Raw genomic sequence first — 17,721 nt, 5'->3', positions numbered from 1 at the left:
TCTTCGGGGTACTAGACCGCGAGGCGTAGGCCGCCGGCCTGAGCGAGGACGAAGCCGAGGTCGAAGAACTCGGACTGGGTGCCCGACTCGCGGCTCAGGTCCAGGCCGCCGGAGGTGATGCCGAGTGCGGCACCGTCGGAAAGGCGGACCAGTGGACCGCCGCTGTCGCCGTGATCGCCCTTCATCGTCACCAGAACGCGGTTGCCGGCCACGTCGGCGACCTTGCCGCACTGCCAACCGGTCGTACGGCCCTGTCGACACACCTGGTCACCGACGGCGGCGCGACCGACCTTGGTCGGGCGGACCTTCCCCTGCGCATTCACCAGTGGCACGCCGGCCGAAAAGGCGATGGTGCCCCAGTCCGGCTGATTCGGGTCCGCGGTGCGGCCGTCCGCGGTGATCTTCGGATTCGAGGATTTTTCGATCTTCCCGACCGAGGCGATGGTGCGGTCCTGGCCCGGCACCGGCACGGCGACGGTCTGGCCCGGGCGGCCGCAGTGGCCGGCGGTGACTCCTACGCGGCGGCCGTCGGGCGTGAGGGCGAGGACGCCGAGGGTGCAGACGCTGACATCGATGCCCTCCGCCGTCTCCTTCTGCACGATGTCGATCTCGGAGCCGGGGCCGACGACGACGCGCGGTGCGGCCGTCGCGGGGGCCGCCGAGACCAGCAAGGACGCCGCGACGCCGACAGCGGCGGTGGCGGCGACGCTCAGGCGGCGGGAGGGGGACAGACGCATCGCGGGTCCTTTTCGATCGAGGATCGGATCAGGGGAATGAAGAGTGGCGAATAGTGCATCGCCGGTTGTTCCTGAGGCTAGCATGAGAGCTTCCTCGTGCGCGGTGCTCGCACGCCGTCCGCGGCTGATTTGGGGCCGACGGGCGCGAAGCGTACACTGGATCATCGCGTGCGTGCGCGGCTTCGTCGTGCGTGCCGTGGCACCCCTCCGGCTAACGGTGGCGGTGCGGAAAAACACTGAGAACAACTGGATAGGACTGACGTGAAGGTCAACCCCAGCGTCAAGCCGATCTGCGAGAAGTGCAAGGTGATCCGCCGTAACGGTCGGGTCATGGTGATCTGCGACAACCTGCGCCACAAGCAGCGTCAGGGCTAGATCAGTGCGCTTCGAGCGGTTCGCCGCTTGAACACACGATGACCTCTCCGCACCAGCAGGGGCAGACGAGCCCCTGTGCACCCCCGGCTCGGAGGCCGGGGCCTCGGCCGGCGTGAAAGCGCCGGAACCACCGAGGACGGACGGGGAGCAGACCTCCGACTACGAAGAAGGAAACCGCCAAGAATGGCACGTCTTATGGGTGTCGACCTCCCGCGCGAGAAGCGCATGGAGATCGCACTGACCTACATCTACGGCATCGGCCGTACCCGCGCGACTGAGATTCTCACCGAGACCGGTGTGAGCCCGGATCTGCGCAGCAAGGACCTCAGCGACGAGGACCTGACCAAGCTCCGTGACTTCATCGAGGGCACGGATTACAAGGTCGAGGGCGACCTGCGCCGTGAGGTGCAGGCCGACATTCGTCGCAAGATCGAGATCCAGTGCTACCAGGGCATCCGCCACCGTCGTGGCCTGCCCGTGCGTGGCCAGCGCACCAAGACCAACGCTCGCACCCGCAAGGGTCCGAAGAAGACCATCGCCGGAAAGAAGAAGTAATGCCTCCGAAGTCGCGCGCCACGGGCGCGAAGAAGGGCGTTTCGCGTCGTCGCGAAAAGAAGAACGTCCCGCACGGCCACGCTCACATCAAGAGCACGTTCAACAACACGATCGTCTCGATCACGGACCCCAGTGGCAACGTGATCAGCTGGGCCTCCTCGGGCCACGTCGGCTTCAAGGGCTCGCGCAAGAGCACCCCGTTCGCCGCGCAGCTCGCCGCCGAGAACGCTGCCCGCAAGGCGCAGGAGAACGGCGTCAAGAAGGTCGACGTCTTCGTCAAGGGCCCGGGTTCGGGCCGCGAGACCGCAATCCGCTCGCTGCAGGCCGCCGGCCTCGAGGTGGGCACCATTTCCGACGTGACGCCGCAGCCGCACAACGGCTGCCGTCCGCCCAAGCGGCGTCGGGTCTAGGGAAGGTAGGAGAGAGAAACCATGGCTCGTTATACCGGCCCTGTCACCCGTAAGTCCCGTCGTCTGGGCGTCGACCTCGTCGGCGGTTCCGAGGCGTTCGAGCGTCGTCCTTACCCGCCCGGCCAGCACGGCCGTGCGCGGATCAAGGAGTCCGAGTACCTGCTGCAGCTCAAGGAGAAGCAGAAGGCCCGCTTCATGTACGGCGTGATGGAGAAGCAGTTCTCGCGCTACTACAAGGAGGCCAAGGCCGCCACCGGCAAGACCGGTGACGCCCTGCTGCAGATCCTCGAGACCCGCCTCGACAACGTCGTCTACCGCGCCGGTCTGACGCGTACGCGTCGTCAGGCCCGCCAGCTGGTGACCCACGGTCACTTCACGGTGAACGGCGTCCGCGTCGACGTTCCCTCGTACCGCGTCTCGCAGTACGACATCATCGACGTCCGCCCGAAGTCGCTCGGCACCACGCCGTTCCAGATCGCGCGTGAGACGCTCGGCGAGCGCACCGCTCCGGCGTGGCTCCAGGTGGTTCCGTCGTCCCTGCGCATCCTCGTGCACCGCGTGCCCGAGCGTGAGCAGATCGTCGTGCCCTTCCAGGAGCAGCTCATCGTCGAGTACTACTCGAAGTAAGTAGTGCAGGGTCGCCGGCGGATTCGCCGCCGGCGACCTCCTACGGGCGTCAAATAGCGGACGCCCAGAGAGAAGGAAATACTCAATGCTCATCTCGCAGCGACCCACCCTCAGCGAAGAGGTCATCTCCGAGGCGCGCTCGAAGTTCATCATCGAGCCGCTGGAGCCGGGCTTCGGCTACACGCTGGGCAACTCGCTCCGCCGCACGCTGCTGTCGTCCATCCCGGGCGCGGCCGTGACCAGCATCCGCATCGACGGCGTGCTGCACGAGTTCACCACGGTCCCCGGTGTGAAGGAGGACGTCACCGACGTCATCCTGAACCTCAAGGGCCTGGTCGTCTCGTCGGAGGACGACGAGCCGGTCACCATGTACGTGCGCAAGCAGGGCCCGGGCGCCGTCACCGCGGGCGACATCGTCCCCCCGGCGTCGGTCACCGTCCACAACCCCGACCTGCACATCGCCACCCTGAACGACAAGGGCAAGCTCGAGATCGAGCTCGTCGTCGAGCGGGGCCGTGGCTACGTGCCGGCCGTGCAGAACAAGGCGTCGGGCGCCGAGATCGGCCGCATCCCGGTCGACTCGATCTACTCGCCCGTGCTGAAGGTGACGTACAAGGTCGAGGCCACCCGTGTCGAGCAGCGCACCGACTTCGATCGTCTGATCCTGGACGTCGAGACCAAGAACTCGATGACCGCGCGGGACGCGCTGGCGTCGGCGGGCAAGACCCTGGTCGAGCTGTTCGGGCTCGCCCGGGAGCTCAACGTCGAGGCCGAGGGCATCGAGATCGGCCCGTCGCCGGCCGAGGCCGACCACATCGCGGCGTTCTCGCTGCCGATCGAGGATCTCGACCTGACGGTGCGCTCGTACAACTGCCTCAAGCGCGAGGGTGTGCACACCGTGGGCGAGCTCGTGGCCCGCACCGAGTCCGATCTTCTCGACATCCGCAACTTCGGTCAGAAGTCGATCGACGAGGTCAAGGTCAAGCTGCACGCGCTGGGTCTGGCCCTCAAGGACAGCCCCGCGTCGTTCGATCCGTCGCAGGTCGACGGGTACGACCCGGCCACCGGTACCTGGAGCGACGAGCCGTCGTTCTCGGGCGACGCCGATGGCGACCAGGATTACGCCGAGACCGAGCAGCTCTGAGCTGAACAGCTCTTAACCACCCACAGGAGAAACAATGCCTAGGCCCACTAAGGGCGCCCGGATGGGCGGCTCGGCCTCGCACCAGAAGCACATTCTGGCGAACCTCGCGACCGCGCTCTTCGAGCACGGCCGTATCGAGACCACGGAGGCGAAGGCCAAGCGCCTGCGTCCCTACGCGGAGAAGCTGATCAGCCATGCCAAGCACGGCAAGCTGGCCAACCGCCGCGAGGTCATGAAGGAGATCCGCAACAAGGACGTCGTGCACGTGCTGTTCGCGGAGATCGCTCCGGCCGTCGCCGACCGTCAGGGCGGCTACACCCGGATCATCAAGACCGAGAACCGGAAGGGCGACAACGCCCCGATGGCGGTCATCGAGATCGTGACCGAGCAGCTCGCCGCCACCGAGGGGGCGCGTGCCACCCGCGTCGCCGCCTCGCAGGCCGCTGCCAAGTCCGCCGCCGTCGAGGCTGCGGAGATCGCCGAGACCGAGGCTCCGGCCGAGGGCTCGGACCTCCCCGCCGGCGCGCACGCGCCGCTCGAGGACGCCGACGAGGCTCCCGAGGGCTTCCCGATCAAGGGCAACGCCGACTCGAAGCTGTACCACCGTCCCGGTACCCGCTTCTTCGAGTCGACGGTCGCCGAGATCTGGTTCGCCGACGACGCTTCGGCCGAGGCCGCGGGCTACTCGCTGCCGAAGTCGCAGCAGGAGGACGCCTCCGACTCGGAGTAGTCACCCACGCACGCTAGCCCGCCACCTGCACCGCAGGTGGCGGGCTTCGTCGTTTCAAGATCACCGCCGTAACGCGCTGTGCGGCGTGTTTCGCCCGCGAGATCGGGGTGGAGACGGAGATCTTTCAGCCGAGGAGCGCGATCACGGTGTCGACGGTGGCGCGCACCTTGTCCGCCGAGACCCGCGGCAGGGTGAACTGCGCAAGGTAGGCCGCGTTCGTCACCCGCGACCAGTCGCAGGTGACGGCGATCAACGAACCCTCGCCATCCGGGGTGAACTCCCACGACCACTCGACGCCGACGGGCGGCTTCCCGCGCCCGTCGGGCAGCCACGCGATCCGCCGATCCTCCTCGAAGGCCGTGACGTGATTGTCGACCGAGTACGGCCTCCCCTGCTCGTCGGTCATCTCCATGCCGAAGATCTGGCCGACGCCGGTGATCGTCTCGGGGCCGTCGTCGGAGACGCCGCGCAGCATCCCGGAGCCGTCGGCCGCCGCGTGCACCGCGGGCCGGGCCAGCGCCGCGAACAGCACGGCCGGCGGGACATCGGCGAACACGGTGACGGTCTGCGCGGTATCGGTCATGGGCCCGACGCTACGCCGCTCAGGATGTCGACTTCCGCGCATGCGGACGTGCGCTGGTGCATGCGTACCGCCGCGGAAAACGACATCGTGAGCCGCATCAGGCGTAGACGGGCAGGTCGATGCCGTCGGCCTTCGCGAACGGCGCCGCCCAGATCAGCCGCATCGGCCACGTCATCGCCGTCCGGTACGTGAGGTCGCCGAGCGCGACGCCGATCCGGCCCCTCGGCGCGGACCCCGCGGGGCGGCCCGGCGGCAGCCCCTGCGCCTTCTTCACGAACGGCCGCATCACGGCGTCGTACCTGGCGGGCGCGCGGGGGACGTCGCCGTCGGCGCGACCCAGCTCGCCGGCGAGGACGTACGCGCTGCACACGAGCTACCCGTACAACGCCGACGTGCTGCTCGACACCGCGCTCACGCGCTACCTGGACGGCCTAGCGGCGGGCCTGGCGCCGGGCTCGCACCGGTAGAGTCTGACGGCGACATGACTCGTTACCGCCTCGACATCGCCTACGACGGCACCGACTTCAGCGGCTGGGCCCGCCAGCCCGAGCGCCGCACGGTGTGCGGCGTGCTGGAGGAGGCTCTTCGCACGATCCTGCGCGCGGAGGTGCAGCTCACCGTCGCCGGCCGCACCGACGCGGGCGTGCACGCGACGGGCCAGGTCGCGCATTTCGACCTGCCGGACCCTGAGGTGCTGCCCGACGGCCTGGTGCGCCGCCTGGCGCGGATGCTGCCGCAGGACGTCCGGGTGACCGCGATCCGCGTCGCCCCGCCGGAGTTCGACGCCCGCTTCTCCGCGCTGCGCCGCCACTACGAGTACCGCCTCACCGACGCCCTGTTCGGCGCGAACCCGCTGCGCGCCCGCGACACCGCGCCGTGGCGCCGGCCCGTCGACCTGGACCGGATGCAGGAGGCGAGCGACCGGCTGCTCGGCCTGCACGACTTCGCCGCCTTCTGCCGCCGCCGCGAGGGCGCCACGACGGTCCGCGAGCTGCAGCGCTTCGCCTGGCGCCGCGACGCCGACGGGGTGTTCACCGCGGAGGTCTCCGCCGACGCCTTCTGCTGGTCGATGGTGCGCTCCCTTGTCGGGGCGGTCGCCGCAGTCGGGGAGGGCCGACGGTCCGCCGACTGGGTCGCCGGGCTCCTCGACGAGCGCGAGCGTTCCAGCGCCATCAACGTGGCCGCCGCCTGCGGGCTCACGCTGGTGCGCGTCGACTACCCCGCCGACGACGAGCTCGCCGAGCGCAACCTGATCACCCGCGAGAAGCGCGAGGTCGACGGCCCCTCCGGCGGCTGCTGCGGCGACTGACGGAGCTTGAGCCGCCGTTCGCCCGCAGTTCATGATCGCGACGCCCACCGCGTGGATACTCGGGTGATGTGAACCCCTTCGACGTCACCGGCTTCCTCGGCTCCGCGGGCCTCATCGGCTTGGTGCTGCTGATCTTCATCGAGACCGGTCTGCTGGTGGGCTTCATCTTCCCGGGCGATTCGATCCTGTTCACCGCGGGCATCTTCGCGGCGCAGCCCCAGCCCTTCGCGCAGCTGTGGCAACTGCTGCTGTTCCTGCCGATCGCGGCGATCATCGGCGATCAGTGCGGCTACGCCCTCGGCCGGTACGCCGGACCGAAGGTGATGCGCGGCAGGGTCATGAACTTCATCGGGCAGGGCCCCGTCGACAAGACCTACGCCTTCTTCGACAAGTACGGCCCGTTCACGGTGCTCTTCGCGCGGTTCATCGGCATCGTCCGCACGCTGGTGCCGGTGCTGGCGGGCTTCTCGAAGATGGACCACCGCAAGTTCACGCTGTTCTCGGTGCTCGGCTCGATCCTGTGGTGCGACGGCATCGTGCTTCTCGGCTACTTCCTCGGCGGCATCCCGCTGCTGCGCGACCACCTCGAGGTGCTGTTCATCGGCTCCGCGCTGACGATCATCATCCCCATCGCGATCACCGTGATCACCCGCCGCCGCGCCCGCAAGCGCGAAGCCGCCGAATCCGCCGCGGCGGAGCCCGTCACACACTGATCGTCTACAAGGAGCCTCACTGATTCGGAGCCGGTCAATCTGCGTCGAAGGGGACCACGTAGCGGTGTCCGGTGGCTTGCGCCGCGAACTCCAGCGCGGCGAGCAGATCCTCGCGCTCCAGTTTGAGGTAGTCGCTCACGATCTCTTTGATGCTCATCCCCGACGCCAGTAGGTCGAGCAGGTCGGCGACCGGGTACCGCATGCCGCGAATGACCGCCTGGCAATGGCAGATCTCCGGGTTCGCGGTCACGCGGCCGAGGTACGACATGATTCGAGCGTCACGCCGTCCCGGTGGTCGACAATCAAGGTCGAGTACGAGATCCAGTTCGCCACCACGAACTCCAGGAAGGGATGGCAGGATCTCGTGGCGACGATCGGGAGCTCCGGGCCGACGCGTGGACGAGCGCTGGCCTCGTCATGTGATAAAGACGCCCCGCTAGTTGGTGATGATGCTGGTGTAGTCGGTGAGCGCAAGCTTCATCGGCGCATCCGTGACGCCCCCGTGTGCGGAGATTGTTGTCCCCTCTAACGGACGTGGATGGAACGGATCGCCGGGCTGGTGCGTCTAATGGGTATGAGCCTTCTTCGCTACGCCGTGACACAACTCCGCGGCTGGTACGCCCTCGCGATGGCCGGCCGGGGCCGCGGCGCCCCGCCGGCACCAGAGCAGGACGCCAGGATCGCCGAGGCGATTCGACGGCGGGCTGCGGGTGGGTCGGCGTAGGTGAACGCGTCGTTTGGTGGCTCTGCAAGAATCCCGAAAGGCGACCGAAACCGGTGTGCGCGAACCTGCACGAGTGTCTGAGGGAGTGGCGATGAAGCGGCGCACGATGACCTGCCTCGCGCTGGCAGCCGTGGTCGTGTTGTCCGGGTGCGGCACGGCGATCGCGGGGGAGGCCACGGGGCCCACGGCGGTAGCGCGCTCATCATCGGCGTCGCCCCTCCCGCCGGGGCTTGACGTGGGGGACAACCCGACGAGTTTGTACAGCCCCAGGCGGGGGGGACCCGAACTCGGCGTGGGTCGCTGATGGCAACCGCATGTTGGAGGTACTGGTTCTGCCCTCCGATGCGGACCCGGCCCTGGTTGAAGCAGCCCCCGGCGTCGGTGCCGTGCCGGCGATCAGCATGGTCGGCGCGGACCTTCTCCACGAGTCGGTCTCGTACACGTCCACGAAGGGGAAGGTCGGCGTGGCGTTGACGCGGGTCGACCGTCCTGCCGCGCCGTCGAAGACGGTGCGGGTCTCGGCGATCAGGTTCAGTTCGACCACGGACGCGAAGCAGGCGCTCGACCTCGTGCGCTCGTCGTGGGGCTCCAAGCCAGTGGCGACGATCCCGAACTTGACCGACGGAGTAGCCGCTGAGGTGGATCTGGGGAAGGTCGACGTGCTGTTGGAGTGGTGGCGGTTGGTTCGGCGGATCGAGTAGTGCTAACTTCTCCGCACAGTCAGGCGGCAATGGTTCATTTTTGAGCGCGATCTACTGGACATGGTGTAGTCTGATGCCGTGAGTGAACAGGAAGACGTGATCACCGCACTCCGCGAAGCGGGAGTCTTGGCGGGTGTGCGCTGGGCCTATCTGTCAGCTTCGGCTCGAACGCTAGAGGAGTACTCCGAGGAAGACGGCCACGACGCGACGTGGCTTGGTACCACGCGATTCACCTTGTTTCGTAACCGTCTTGATCGGGTCTTCGCATGTGACCGATACGCGGTGTCTAGCGAGAACGACGACGCTGGCCTCGACACGCTGTTGGCGCAGCTCTCGACGGTAGATGTCGACACGATGCCGCGCCTGGCCCCAGACCTTGTGGAGCGCTCCGACTTGAACGGCAGTCCTGGGTGGGCGTCCGCTGGAGTCCGCCTCCTTCTGGCATCGTGTCCGTTCGGCAAGGTTGACGAGGTGCACTGGTCTGAGAAGAGCCCCACCAAGCAACGAGTGGCTTCGCAGCCTAACCCCGACGCGGCGCAAGGTTCATTGTTCGAGGGGCTCGTCGACGAAGAGGTCGCCGGTATCGAGGCCATGTTCAAGCAAGCCAAGCAGCTCGATCTCCTGACGTTTGTGCTCGCACACACCCTCGATCCCGTCAGCCAGAATCGAGAACTGATCCTAGGCCGCCCACGGCTGAATTCTGCCGGAGAAGATGGATGGCACTGGCAGCACGACGTGTTGTCGACTCCGCCGGCGGACGGTGGACGCCGAACCGACGTCGGCCCGCGGCCAACTGGCCCTTCGCCAGTTCCCGATGCGCCAGTGCGGATTCGTCGTCGTAACGACGAGACGGGTCATGCGAGTGCGGAGCAGTGAATGACAACCAATCGAACGCTGATCGCGCTGCCGATGTATCAGCAATTTTCGACGGTCGACGCCTGACGATGGCACGACACCTCTCCGGTCTGCGAAAGAGCGAAGTCGCAGCTCGTGTGGAGGTGAGTCCAACGGCTGTCGCGGCCTGGGAAAACGGCCGCAAGCGTCCGACGCCAGCAGCGGTCGCCAAGTTGGCTCTGAGCCTGTCGGTCGAGCCGGGCTTCTTTGCTGTGCGACCCGACGATATCGCGGCTCAGAGCAGCGCGCCGCACTTCCGATCATTGCGATCGACAAGTCAGCTCGCGCGGGATCAAGCATTTGCCTACGGGCAGACGGCAGTCGACATCGCTAACAGTTTGGAGCGACACGTCGAGTTCCCAGACGCAGGCGTGCCATCCTTCCCTGTTGCGCCGGACGATGGGGAAGGGCCGGAGCGAGCAGCGAACCATGTCCGACAAGCGTGGGGGTTGGGGTCAGGGCCGGCAGGACATTTGGTGCGCCTACTCGAAAACCATGGGGTACTGGTCGTATTTTCGCCAGCCCAAGCGGCATCCGTCGACGCCTACTCGTTTGATAGCAAGATTCGACCAGTTGTGGTTTTGAACCCGATCAAGCGGGACTATTACCGTCAGCGGTTTGATGTGGCTCACGAGCTTGGACATTTGGTGATGCATGGCGACGCCGAGCCGGGAAGCCGGGTCGTCGAGGATCAGGCCCATCGCTTTGCGGCAGAACTACTCATGCCGTCTGGTGAGATTCGTAACCTACTGCCGGGATCGATGGGCGGAAGTGTGTGGAAGGACTTGGCTCAGCTGAAGGAGCAGTGGGGTGTGAGCATCCAGGCGCTTCTCTACAGGGCGCGATGGCTCGGCCGCCTCAGCGATGTGTCATATCGCAATGCTATGACGTCAATCTCAGCTCGAGGATGGAGGCGAGCTGAGCCCGGCCTCGTGACGGTGGTCGAGCAACCGTCATTGCTGCCTCGCGCAGTTGAATTGTTGGCCGACGAGGGGATCGCAGAGGAGCAGCTGGTGGACCAGTGCAGGGTACCGACGGAGCTGTTCCGAAGGGTCACGTCACGCACCCCGGCGCCGAATTTTCAGGAGATGAGCGAAGGGCAGCACGGACACCGTGCGCCGGTCATCTCTCTCCTAGAGCGTCGTCCCATATGAGGGCGCTTGGTAGCGCGCGACGGCGAAAGCGCCGTGCTCCGGCTCGAAGTGGATCATGTGGGTGGACTTGGCGCGGGGTTGAGGACGAGCGTTGCGTGGCCGGACGCATCAAGCTGCAGGTGCTCTGGCACGAGCCAGAGCGCCAGAGTCACCACTTCACCGAACGACGACGAATCGGACACGAACCATGGCATTCCAAGGTAAAACAAGCAGGGGGCAGCAGCAGTTCCCGTCGCCGGAGGAGCTGTATCTGAGTGGCACGCTGCCTCGAACCACCGAAGCCGTCGACGGCCTCTGGCTTCACCAGGGCGACGTCATTCGGGCCTACGCCGAGCATCACCAGGCCACGCCCGACCTCGCGCTCGAGCTACCCACTGGCTCGGGCAAGACGCTTCCCGGTCTCCTCATCGGAGAGTGGGTGCGTCGCAAGGGTGAGGGGCCAATCATCTACGCCACCCCAACCAAGCAGCTGGCGCGGCAGGTCCTCGCGACGGCCCAGCGCGAAGGTGTTCCGGGTGTTCTCCTGATCGGCAGCCACCGCGGCTGGGCTACTGCTGACGAGAGTGCCGTTGAGGGTGGCGAAGGCATCGGCATCACGACCTACAGTGCCGTCTTCAACAGCAGCCCCAAGTTGCCCGAACCCCGTCTACTCATCTTCGACGACGCCCACGCCGGCGAGCAGTTCGTCGGTGAGGAGTACGGCATCAGCATCCGCCGCCACGAAGACCCCACCACGTACCTCTACGTCCTCGAAGCCCTCAAGCCTTTCACGTCTGGCCTGCTCCTGCAACGCCTTCAGGGCGCACCCGACCCCGGCGCACACCACCAGGTTCGTCTCGTGCTGCCTGCCGTAGACCCCGCAGCCCTCGCGACACTCGACGCTGCGCTCGCCCAACTGCAGGGGGACTACAAGTTCGAGTTCGCCATGATCCGCTCCGGACTGGCGTCCTGCTGTGTCTACCTGTCGTACGGCGGTATCCAGATCCGGCCCATGATTCCTCCGACCTTCGAGAACAGGATCTTCTCTAGGGCAGGGCAGCGGATCTATCTATCAGCAACGCTCGGCTCCGGCGGGGAGCTCGAGCGGGCCTTCGGCCGGGCAGAGATCCTCCGGATGCCTCTGCCGACCAAGACGCCGCCGCGCTCCGGCCGACGCCTCTTTGTGTTTCCTGACCTGACCCCAGGCGGCGATGCGGTCGGGCTGACGAAGCGAGTCATCGGCACCACGAACAAGGCGCTGGTGCTGAGCCAAGACACGGTCGCCAATACGGAGGCAGCAGCTGCGGCTCTGGCCGGGAGCGGCGTGCCCGTGATGGGTCGCGACGTTCTGGAGTACGGCCTCGACGTCTTCGCCAAGTCGCCCACCGGCGTACTCGGCCTTGCCAATCGCTACGACGGCCTCGACCTCCCCGGAGGCGCCTGCCGGATTGTGGTCCTCGGTGGCAAGCCCGACGCGGTCAGCTTGCAGGAGAAGTTCCTCAGCGAGCGAGCTGAGGCCAGCGTTGCCCTCGCTGAACGACTACGCACCCGCATCGTTCAGGGCGCAGGCCGCTGCACCCGGGGCCCGAATGACTATGCCGTGGTCGTCGTGGTCGGATCGGACATCACTCGGTACTTCAGCCGCCCAGACAACCGTCAGGCGCTCGAGCCCGAGCTGCAGGCCGAGGTGGAGTTCGGCTGGCAGAACAGCAAGGGCACCAACCCTGACGAGGTCGTCGACAATGTCCTGATGTTCCTCCAGCACGACGCGGACTGGCGTGAGCAGGGCGAGCCGATGGTCGCCGAGTTCCGACAGGACGCGGTGAAGGTTGAGTCACCTGCGGCCGACGCGCTGGGCAAGTCCGCCGCATTGGAGGTGGACGCATGGCAGCTGGCGTTCCGTGGCGACTGGTTCGGTGCTAGTGAGCAGCTGCAGGAGGCAGCTCGCTTGGTCGGCGTCGGCGGCGACGATACGCGTGGCTACCGGGGCCTGCTGCTCTATATCGCAGCCGTGTGGCTTCATCTAGGGGCCCAGGACGAGGCCCAGCGTGGGCGCGCTCGCGCTCTGGTGCGACAGGCCGCAGCTGCGTCCAACCGCGGCACGTGGCTCAAGGAGATGCGCGAGCTTCCCGGCAGCGAGGAGGTACCACTCGTCGGCATGGACGTCGTCGCCGTCAACGCGATCGCGGCCAAGCTGCGGGGACAACTGCGCGCCAACCGCATCAACGACGACCTGTCGGCGATGCGCCAGGCCCTCGCGCAGGACGAAGCATCGATCTACGAGGGCGGCTTGACAGCTCTGGGTACCTATCTCGGTGCGACCGCGTCGAAGCCAAAGGGCCAGGGACGCTGCGACTCCGCCTGGCGATGGGACACCGCCATGTGGATGACGGTCGAGGCCAAGTCCGAGCAGCACGCAGACGGTCTCCTGCCGCTGCACGATGTACGCCAGGCCAACACCCAGCTCGATCAGCTCGCCGCCGACAGCGGGATGGACCATCCTCCCGCCGGTAGCCCGGCGATCATCGTGTCCGACAGGCTGACTGTGGATCCTGCCCATGCGCCGGCGGCGAACCCGAACGTCTACCTAGCTTCAACCGAGACCATCGAGCAGATTGCCGGGGACGTCTCGACCGTATGGAGCGATCTGCTCACCAGCGCGGCGGGCATCCAGACGGAGCACCTGCTGCGGCAGCACGTGCGGTCGGTCATGACTGAGCACGGATGCCTGCCCAGCCAGGTCATCGACCGGCTCACCCAACAGCGAATTCGGCCGGGCGACTGATGCGTCCAGCGCGAGACGGGGAGCAGGCGTGAACTTCAAGCGGCGCAACACCGAGGCACTCGCCAACCTGATCTGCGGCAATCTCGGATCGCCCGACCAGATCGACGGCAAGGAGCCGTCCTACTTCCCGTACCGGTCGAGCATGTACATCACCGAGTTCTTCCGGGACCTCGACACCGACTGGGAGCACGACGGCTCGACCCGCCACCGGTGGGTCGCGGACGTTCTGGAGTCGATGCTGGCGGAGCCACACGACGGACCGACACATCCGCCGGAGATCTTCTGTCGCCTCATCGACCAACTGATGGCGCCCGCCGACGGCATGAACGAGGGCCCCGATCGCCCCAAGGCTATGGAACAACTCAACACCGTTCTGGCCAGGGAAGGTTTCGAGGCCTTCTACGGCGAGGACCGACACTGCTATCTGAGGCATGTCGGCACCGACACCGTGACGATTCTTCAGGCCAACCCGCATCGCCCGCTCAGCGCCGTCGAGGTGCAACGCCGGGCTGACCTCGCCACCTACCTAGACGGATGCAGCGAGGATGAGCTCATCGAGGAGGTCTTGCTGCCGCTCTTCCGCCAACTCGGTTTCCACCGCATCACCGCGGCCGGACACAAGGACAAGGCGCTCGAGTACGGCAAGGACATCTGGATGCGGTACACGCTGCCGACCCAGCACGTCCTATATTTCGGGATTCAGGCCAAGAAGGGCAAGCTCGACGCGTCTGGTGTCACGAGAGCTGGCAACGCCAACATGGCCGAGATCCACAACCAGGCGCTCATGATGCTCGCGCACGAGATCTTCGATCCGGAGATCAACCACCGGGTGCTCGTCGACCACGCATTCATCGTGGCGGGCGGGGAGATTACCAAGCAGGCCCGAAACTGGCTCGGGAACGCACTCGATGCCTCCAAGCGTAGTCAGATCATGTTTTTGGATCGCGACGACATCCTGAACCTGTTCGTTGTGACCAGCCTGCCGTTGCCTGAAGCCGCGAGACCGGTACCGCCCAATGACCCGTGGCCGACGTTGGCAGACGAGCCGCAGTCTGATACGCGGAGCGATTGTCAAGGGGCATGACCGAGCCGTCCTCTCTCGGACACTACTCGGGGCAGGACGGCACGGGTAACAGCGTGCGTTTGCGTTAGTGGCGTGCACCGGTGGCGCGCCCAGAGTGTCATCCGTTCAGATGATAACGCACTGAGAACGGATTCAACCCCCTGGACTCCAGCACGGGGTGGACCGACAATCGGGGACCGGCCACTCCATTGATGAGCGAGAGTAGTGTCTCCCAGTTATGGGCGCGAAGAGCCACGACCGGATCACTGACATCTTTCGGCTGGCGTTGGGCGCTGACGCCAAGGATGTCGCCCGTGGACGATGCCTCGGGCCCGCGGAAGTGGATGCACTACGCGACTGGCATGCTGAATGGTCAGCAGACACAGACTCCTTCGACAATCCGAGCAACGAGATTTGGCCGCTGGTCAGTCACCACACGGATAGCGTGGCCACCCTCCGCAACTTCGGTCTAAGTCCGGCCAGGGCATCCGCCGACCCGCCGATCCTTGAGCTGCAGTCACACCTCGCGGCGTGTAACGGCATCGTACTCGCAGATCCCTTGCGGCGAGTCTTCTACGACGTCAAGGGCGAGCCCATCTTAAAGCCCGACCCAGAATTCATTAGGCGAGCCGCAGGCAGCATCGCTCAGATCGATCCCCTAATCAGTGCTGACGTGGTGCGGGTATCACGCGTCCATCCGGTACTGGAGAGCAGCGAGCGCCAGAAGTGGATTGTGCCATTCAATCTTGGAGACGGGATGGAGACGCTTCTCGCCGTAATCGAGCAGGGGTACTGGAAAGAATCCCACCCACACGAAGTTCCGTTCTTCGATTACAATGCATCGATACTCATGGAAGTCTGTGGTATGCGGCCGGCCGACTTCCCTACTGGAATCTCGCGTCTTCAGCAAGTCGACGCGTTCGCGCGCGCACTCATGGAGGTATCGTGGCAGCTTGCAAACGTGGTGGAAACCAACGCGGATCTCTATCTCACGAATAAGATCGAGCTCCGCATCCTCGAAGTACGTACTGAAGCGATCATTGACGAGCTGGGCGAGGAGCATGCCCTCACCGACAGCCCGTTCGGTGAGGGCCGACACCTCCAGACCCTCGCGACAGTAGGAATACCTCGCTTCAGCCCCGAAAAAATAACGTTCAGAGACCTGATTGACATCCGGAGTAGTGACGAGTTCACATTGTGGCGCAATACTCTGAACGTCGCTCTCGACACATATTCGGCCGAGCTTGATCGTAGCGGACCCAAGAGAGCGTCACACGTCTTTGGCTCGCAGATTCGTTCCGCGTCTGACGAGCTCAACCGCCGAGCAAAGGCCGCCAGCTGGAAGACCGCCGTCAATGTGGGCGCGCCCGCGGTCGGCCTGACTACAACCGCCACAGGACTGTCAGCGGCTATCTCGGGCTCCCCCGTCTGGGGGGCTGTCACGGGGATAGCATTACTCAGTGCGGCGTCCGGTGAACTCTTCAAGTACTTCCGCGGCAGGTCTGCTGGCCGGTGCGCCGCGGTGCGGTTCATCGCCGCGTTCGATCTGTAACGCAATCGGATGCTCGGACAACTTCGCGATAGGCACCCCCGACGTCACTGCCGCCGCCCAGGCTGCCGAGCACATGAACGGCTGGTCGACGGGGCGACCGACCGCCATGCCTCGGGCGCGATAGTTAAGACGCGGCTGGTGGGGCGGGGAGGAGGTAGCTGGCCAGGGTGGATTCCCTGCCTCGTGGGGGTTAGGACTTAAGCATCCGCCCAAGCTGACCTTGAGGGTTCGATAGTTGTCCTGTTAGATCCACTGAAGTCTCAGACCGAACGAGCTCAGCCTGTTCCGTAGCTTGGCGCAGAGGAGTCCCCAAGTGGCGGGTTGTTGAAATGGATGTGCGGGTGAAGGAGGAGCTGGTGATGGCTGCCGCTGCGCGGAGGCGGTGGGTACCGCTCGTCTTCTGGTGTCTCGAGGTTGCGCCGGCGCTCGGTTTCCCGGCCCCGCGGTGTCGAGCTGGTGCAAGTGGCGATGGTGGACGAGCCAGCCGGAGGGCCCTACCTGTCTCGGGTCACCGTGATCGCGCCGGTCATCAGCGGCCACGGCGGCTGCCGCAGCACGGCGAGGGAACCCAGCGTCGCGGCGATGAGGCCGGTCGCCACGCCGATCAGGGCGATGCGGTCCGCGTCGACGGCCGGCGACCACACCGCCTGCCCGTCTTGCACGGTATAGACGCCGATCGCGGAGACGCGGTCCTCGCCGCCGCGCCGGCGCCGCACCCGGGAGACGGTGATGACTGTCGTCCCGTCGGGCGTGACGTGCGGATCCCCGAACACCACGCCCTGCGGGGCGGCACCGGGCACGGACCTCAGTTCTGGGCGCATGCCCCCAATCATGCGCCTGAAACGCCGTTGAGGGGTGCCGTCGGGGAGGGGCACCGTCGGCGCGTCACGTCCCGGCCAGGCGCGAGACCACCGGGCGCATCGCCTCCAGGGTGTGCCCGCCGAGCGCGATGAGCGAGAAGCCGTACTCCTCGCGCCGGCGGATCAACGTCTCGCAGATCTCGTCCACGGAGCCGTCCACCAGCGCCGGGGAGTCCACGGCGCGCAGGGCGTCGAGGTCGGTGCCGATGAACGCGCTCACGTAGTCGGGCGCGAAGCCGTTCACCGCGAAGATCGAGCACGCGAGCTCCACCCGGTCCCGCAGCGGCGCCGTCAGCGCCGCGAGGGCCTCCGCCGTGGTGGTGGGCGCCGTCGCGACTGCCACGGTGTCGGCCCGCTCGCGCGCCACCGCGAGGGCCTTCGGCCCGCCCGCCGCCATGAGCACCGGGGTGTGCCCGGCACCGTCGAGCGCTGCCAGGGCGTCGAGCGTGTCCACGACGCGAGCGAGGCGCTCGGCGCCCGTGCCGAAGGGCACGCCGAGGGCGGCGGCGTCGCCGGCCACGTCGGGCCGGCCCGTGCCGATGCCGAACCGGTACCGGCCGCCGCTGATCGTCGCCAGCGAATGCGCCTGCCACGCCGCGTGCTTCGGATCGTGCAGCGGCGACGCCACCACGTAGTTCGCCACCTCCAGCGTCGAGGTCGCGCCCAGCGCCACCGCGGCGGAGGTGAAACCGTCGGGCAGCGGGTAGTTCTCGGGCAGCGCGAGCACGTCGAAGCCGTCGGACTCCACCGACCGTGCATAGGTCGCCCAGTCGCCGAGCTGCGGCACCGGCAGTGCGGTCACCGCGAAGCGGAATGGTCTGGTCAT

21 protein-coding genes are annotated in these 17,721 nt (G+C 66.5%); 15 read left to right on the top strand and 6 right to left on the bottom strand.

What is annotated here, in order from left to right:
* Positions 1-11: 11 nt before the first annotated feature.
* Complete coding sequence (locus tag HNP44_RS00720) at positions 12-737, bottom strand: S1 family peptidase (RefSeq protein ID WP_259143954.1); 726 nt, start codon at positions 735-737, stop codon at positions 12-14.
* 261 nt (positions 738-998) lie between these two features.
* Here HNP44_RS00720 and rpmJ point away from each other — a divergent pair, with 261 nt between their 5' ends.
* The 6 genes from rpmJ to rplQ all read left to right on the top strand — a co-directional run bounded on the left by rpmJ (position 999) and on the right by rplQ (position 4,578).
* Positions 999-1,112 carry a 50S ribosomal protein L36 gene (rpmJ, locus tag HNP44_RS00715; RefSeq protein ID WP_013127970.1) on the top strand — a complete coding sequence of 38 codons (114 nt, stop codon included), beginning with the start codon at positions 999-1,001 and terminating at the stop codon, positions 1,110-1,112.
* A gap of 183 nt (positions 1,113-1,295) precedes the next feature.
* Positions 1,296-1,667: a 30S ribosomal protein S13 gene (rpsM, locus tag HNP44_RS00710; protein WP_224650148.1), complete on the top strand. Its 372-nt coding sequence runs from the start codon at positions 1,296-1,298 to the stop codon at positions 1,665-1,667.
* A complete protein-coding gene (gene rpsK / locus HNP44_RS00705) occupies positions 1,667-2,077 on the top strand; it encodes a 30S ribosomal protein S11 (RefSeq protein ID WP_068522638.1) in 411 nt (136 codons plus the stop codon). Before rpsM ends, rpsK begins: the two co-directional genes overlap by 1 nt.
* Positions 2,078-2,098: 21 nt before the next feature.
* The gene (rpsD, locus tag HNP44_RS00700) at positions 2,099-2,704 is read left to right on the top strand and encodes a 30S ribosomal protein S4 (protein ID WP_224650151.1); all 606 of its coding nucleotides are present in this window, start codon (positions 2,099-2,101) and stop codon (positions 2,702-2,704) included.
* Between the two features lie 85 nt (positions 2,705-2,789).
* Positions 2,790-3,848, top strand: coding sequence for a DNA-directed RNA polymerase subunit alpha (locus HNP44_RS00695; protein ID WP_224650154.1), 1,059 nt, complete (start codon positions 2,790-2,792; stop codon positions 3,846-3,848).
* A gap of 34 nt (positions 3,849-3,882) precedes the next feature.
* Positions 3,883-4,578: a 50S ribosomal protein L17, sunset domain variant gene (gene rplQ / locus HNP44_RS00690; RefSeq protein WP_259143953.1), complete on the top strand. Its 696-nt coding sequence runs from the start codon at positions 3,883-3,885 to the stop codon at positions 4,576-4,578.
* 124 nt (positions 4,579-4,702) lie between these two features.
* On the opposite strand, the gene HNP44_RS00685 is transcribed toward rplQ, so the two are convergent.
* Positions 4,703-5,161, bottom strand: coding sequence for a hypothetical protein (locus tag HNP44_RS00685; protein ID WP_259143952.1), 459 nt, complete (start codon positions 5,159-5,161; stop codon positions 4,703-4,705).
* A 97-nt stretch (positions 5,162-5,258) separates the two neighbouring features.
* Positions 5,259-5,531 carry a hypothetical protein gene (locus HNP44_RS00680; protein WP_259143951.1) on the bottom strand — a complete coding sequence of 91 codons (273 nt, stop codon included), beginning with the start codon at positions 5,529-5,531 and terminating at the stop codon, positions 5,259-5,261.
* A 111-nt stretch (positions 5,532-5,642) separates the two neighbouring features.
* Here HNP44_RS00680 and truA point away from each other — a divergent pair, with 111 nt between their 5' ends.
* Both truA and HNP44_RS00670 read left to right on the top strand, forming a co-directional pair.
* A complete protein-coding gene (gene truA, locus HNP44_RS00675; protein ID WP_259143950.1) occupies positions 5,643-6,470 on the top strand; it encodes a tRNA pseudouridine(38-40) synthase TruA in 828 nt (275 codons plus the stop codon).
* Positions 6,471-6,538: 68 nt separating this feature from the next.
* Positions 6,539-7,183, top strand: coding sequence for a DedA family protein (locus HNP44_RS00670; RefSeq protein WP_259143949.1), 645 nt, complete (start codon positions 6,539-6,541; stop codon positions 7,181-7,183).
* Positions 7,184-7,217: 34 nt separating this feature from the next.
* On the opposite strand, the gene HNP44_RS00665 is transcribed toward HNP44_RS00670, so the two are convergent.
* On the bottom strand, positions 7,218-7,451 hold the full coding sequence (locus HNP44_RS00665) for a DUF433 domain-containing protein (protein ID WP_259143948.1): 234 nt from the start codon (positions 7,449-7,451) through the stop codon (positions 7,218-7,220).
* A gap of 270 nt (positions 7,452-7,721) precedes the next feature.
* Between HNP44_RS00665 and HNP44_RS00660 the strand changes: the two genes are divergently transcribed.
* From HNP44_RS00660 to HNP44_RS00630, 7 genes are all read left to right on the top strand, one after another.
* Positions 7,722-7,907 (top strand): hypothetical protein, encoded by a 186-nt coding sequence (locus HNP44_RS00660; RefSeq protein ID WP_259172204.1) that lies wholly within the window; start codon positions 7,722-7,724, stop codon positions 7,905-7,907.
* 230 nt (positions 7,908-8,137) lie between these two features.
* Positions 8,138-8,608 (top strand): DUF7373 family lipoprotein, encoded by a 471-nt coding sequence (locus HNP44_RS00655; RefSeq protein ID WP_445515055.1) that lies wholly within the window; start codon positions 8,138-8,140, stop codon positions 8,606-8,608.
* A gap of 78 nt (positions 8,609-8,686) precedes the next feature.
* Positions 8,687-9,484 carry a hypothetical protein gene (locus tag HNP44_RS00650; protein WP_259143946.1) on the top strand — a complete coding sequence of 266 codons (798 nt, stop codon included), beginning with the start codon at positions 8,687-8,689 and terminating at the stop codon, positions 9,482-9,484.
* Positions 9,481-10,656, top strand: a complete 1,176-nt coding sequence (locus HNP44_RS00645) for a helix-turn-helix domain-containing protein (RefSeq protein ID WP_259143945.1) — start codon at positions 9,481-9,483, stop codon at positions 10,654-10,656. Before HNP44_RS00650 ends, HNP44_RS00645 begins: the two co-directional genes overlap by 4 nt.
* Positions 10,657-10,843: 187 nt before the next feature.
* Positions 10,844-13,420: a DEAD/DEAH box helicase gene (locus tag HNP44_RS00640; RefSeq protein WP_259172202.1), complete on the top strand. Its 2,577-nt coding sequence runs from the start codon at positions 10,844-10,846 to the stop codon at positions 13,418-13,420.
* A gap of 28 nt (positions 13,421-13,448) precedes the next feature.
* Positions 13,449-14,504, top strand: a complete 1,056-nt coding sequence (locus HNP44_RS00635) for a restriction endonuclease (protein WP_259143942.1) — start codon at positions 13,449-13,451, stop codon at positions 14,502-14,504.
* A 217-nt stretch (positions 14,505-14,721) separates the two neighbouring features.
* Positions 14,722-16,035, top strand: a complete 1,314-nt coding sequence (locus HNP44_RS00630) for a hypothetical protein (protein WP_259143941.1) — start codon at positions 14,722-14,724, stop codon at positions 16,033-16,035.
* Positions 16,036-16,529: 494 nt separating this feature from the next.
* Here HNP44_RS00630 and HNP44_RS00625 read toward each other — a convergent pair whose 3' ends face one another.
* Entirely contained in the window at positions 16,530-16,856 is a 327-nt protein-coding gene (locus HNP44_RS00625; protein WP_259143940.1) for a hypothetical protein, read from the bottom strand.
* A 64-nt stretch (positions 16,857-16,920) separates the two neighbouring features.
* Complete coding sequence (locus tag HNP44_RS00620) at positions 16,921-17,721, bottom strand: LLM class flavin-dependent oxidoreductase (RefSeq protein ID WP_259143939.1); 801 nt, start codon at positions 17,719-17,721, stop codon at positions 16,921-16,923.

The sequence above is a fragment of the Tsukamurella ocularis genome, assembly GCF_024807615.1.
Lineage (GTDB): Bacteria > Actinomycetota > Actinomycetes > Mycobacteriales > Mycobacteriaceae > Tsukamurella > Tsukamurella ocularis.
The sequence above is the reverse complement of the archived record's forward strand: the minus strand, read 5'-3'. Positions and strand labels throughout refer to the sequence as shown.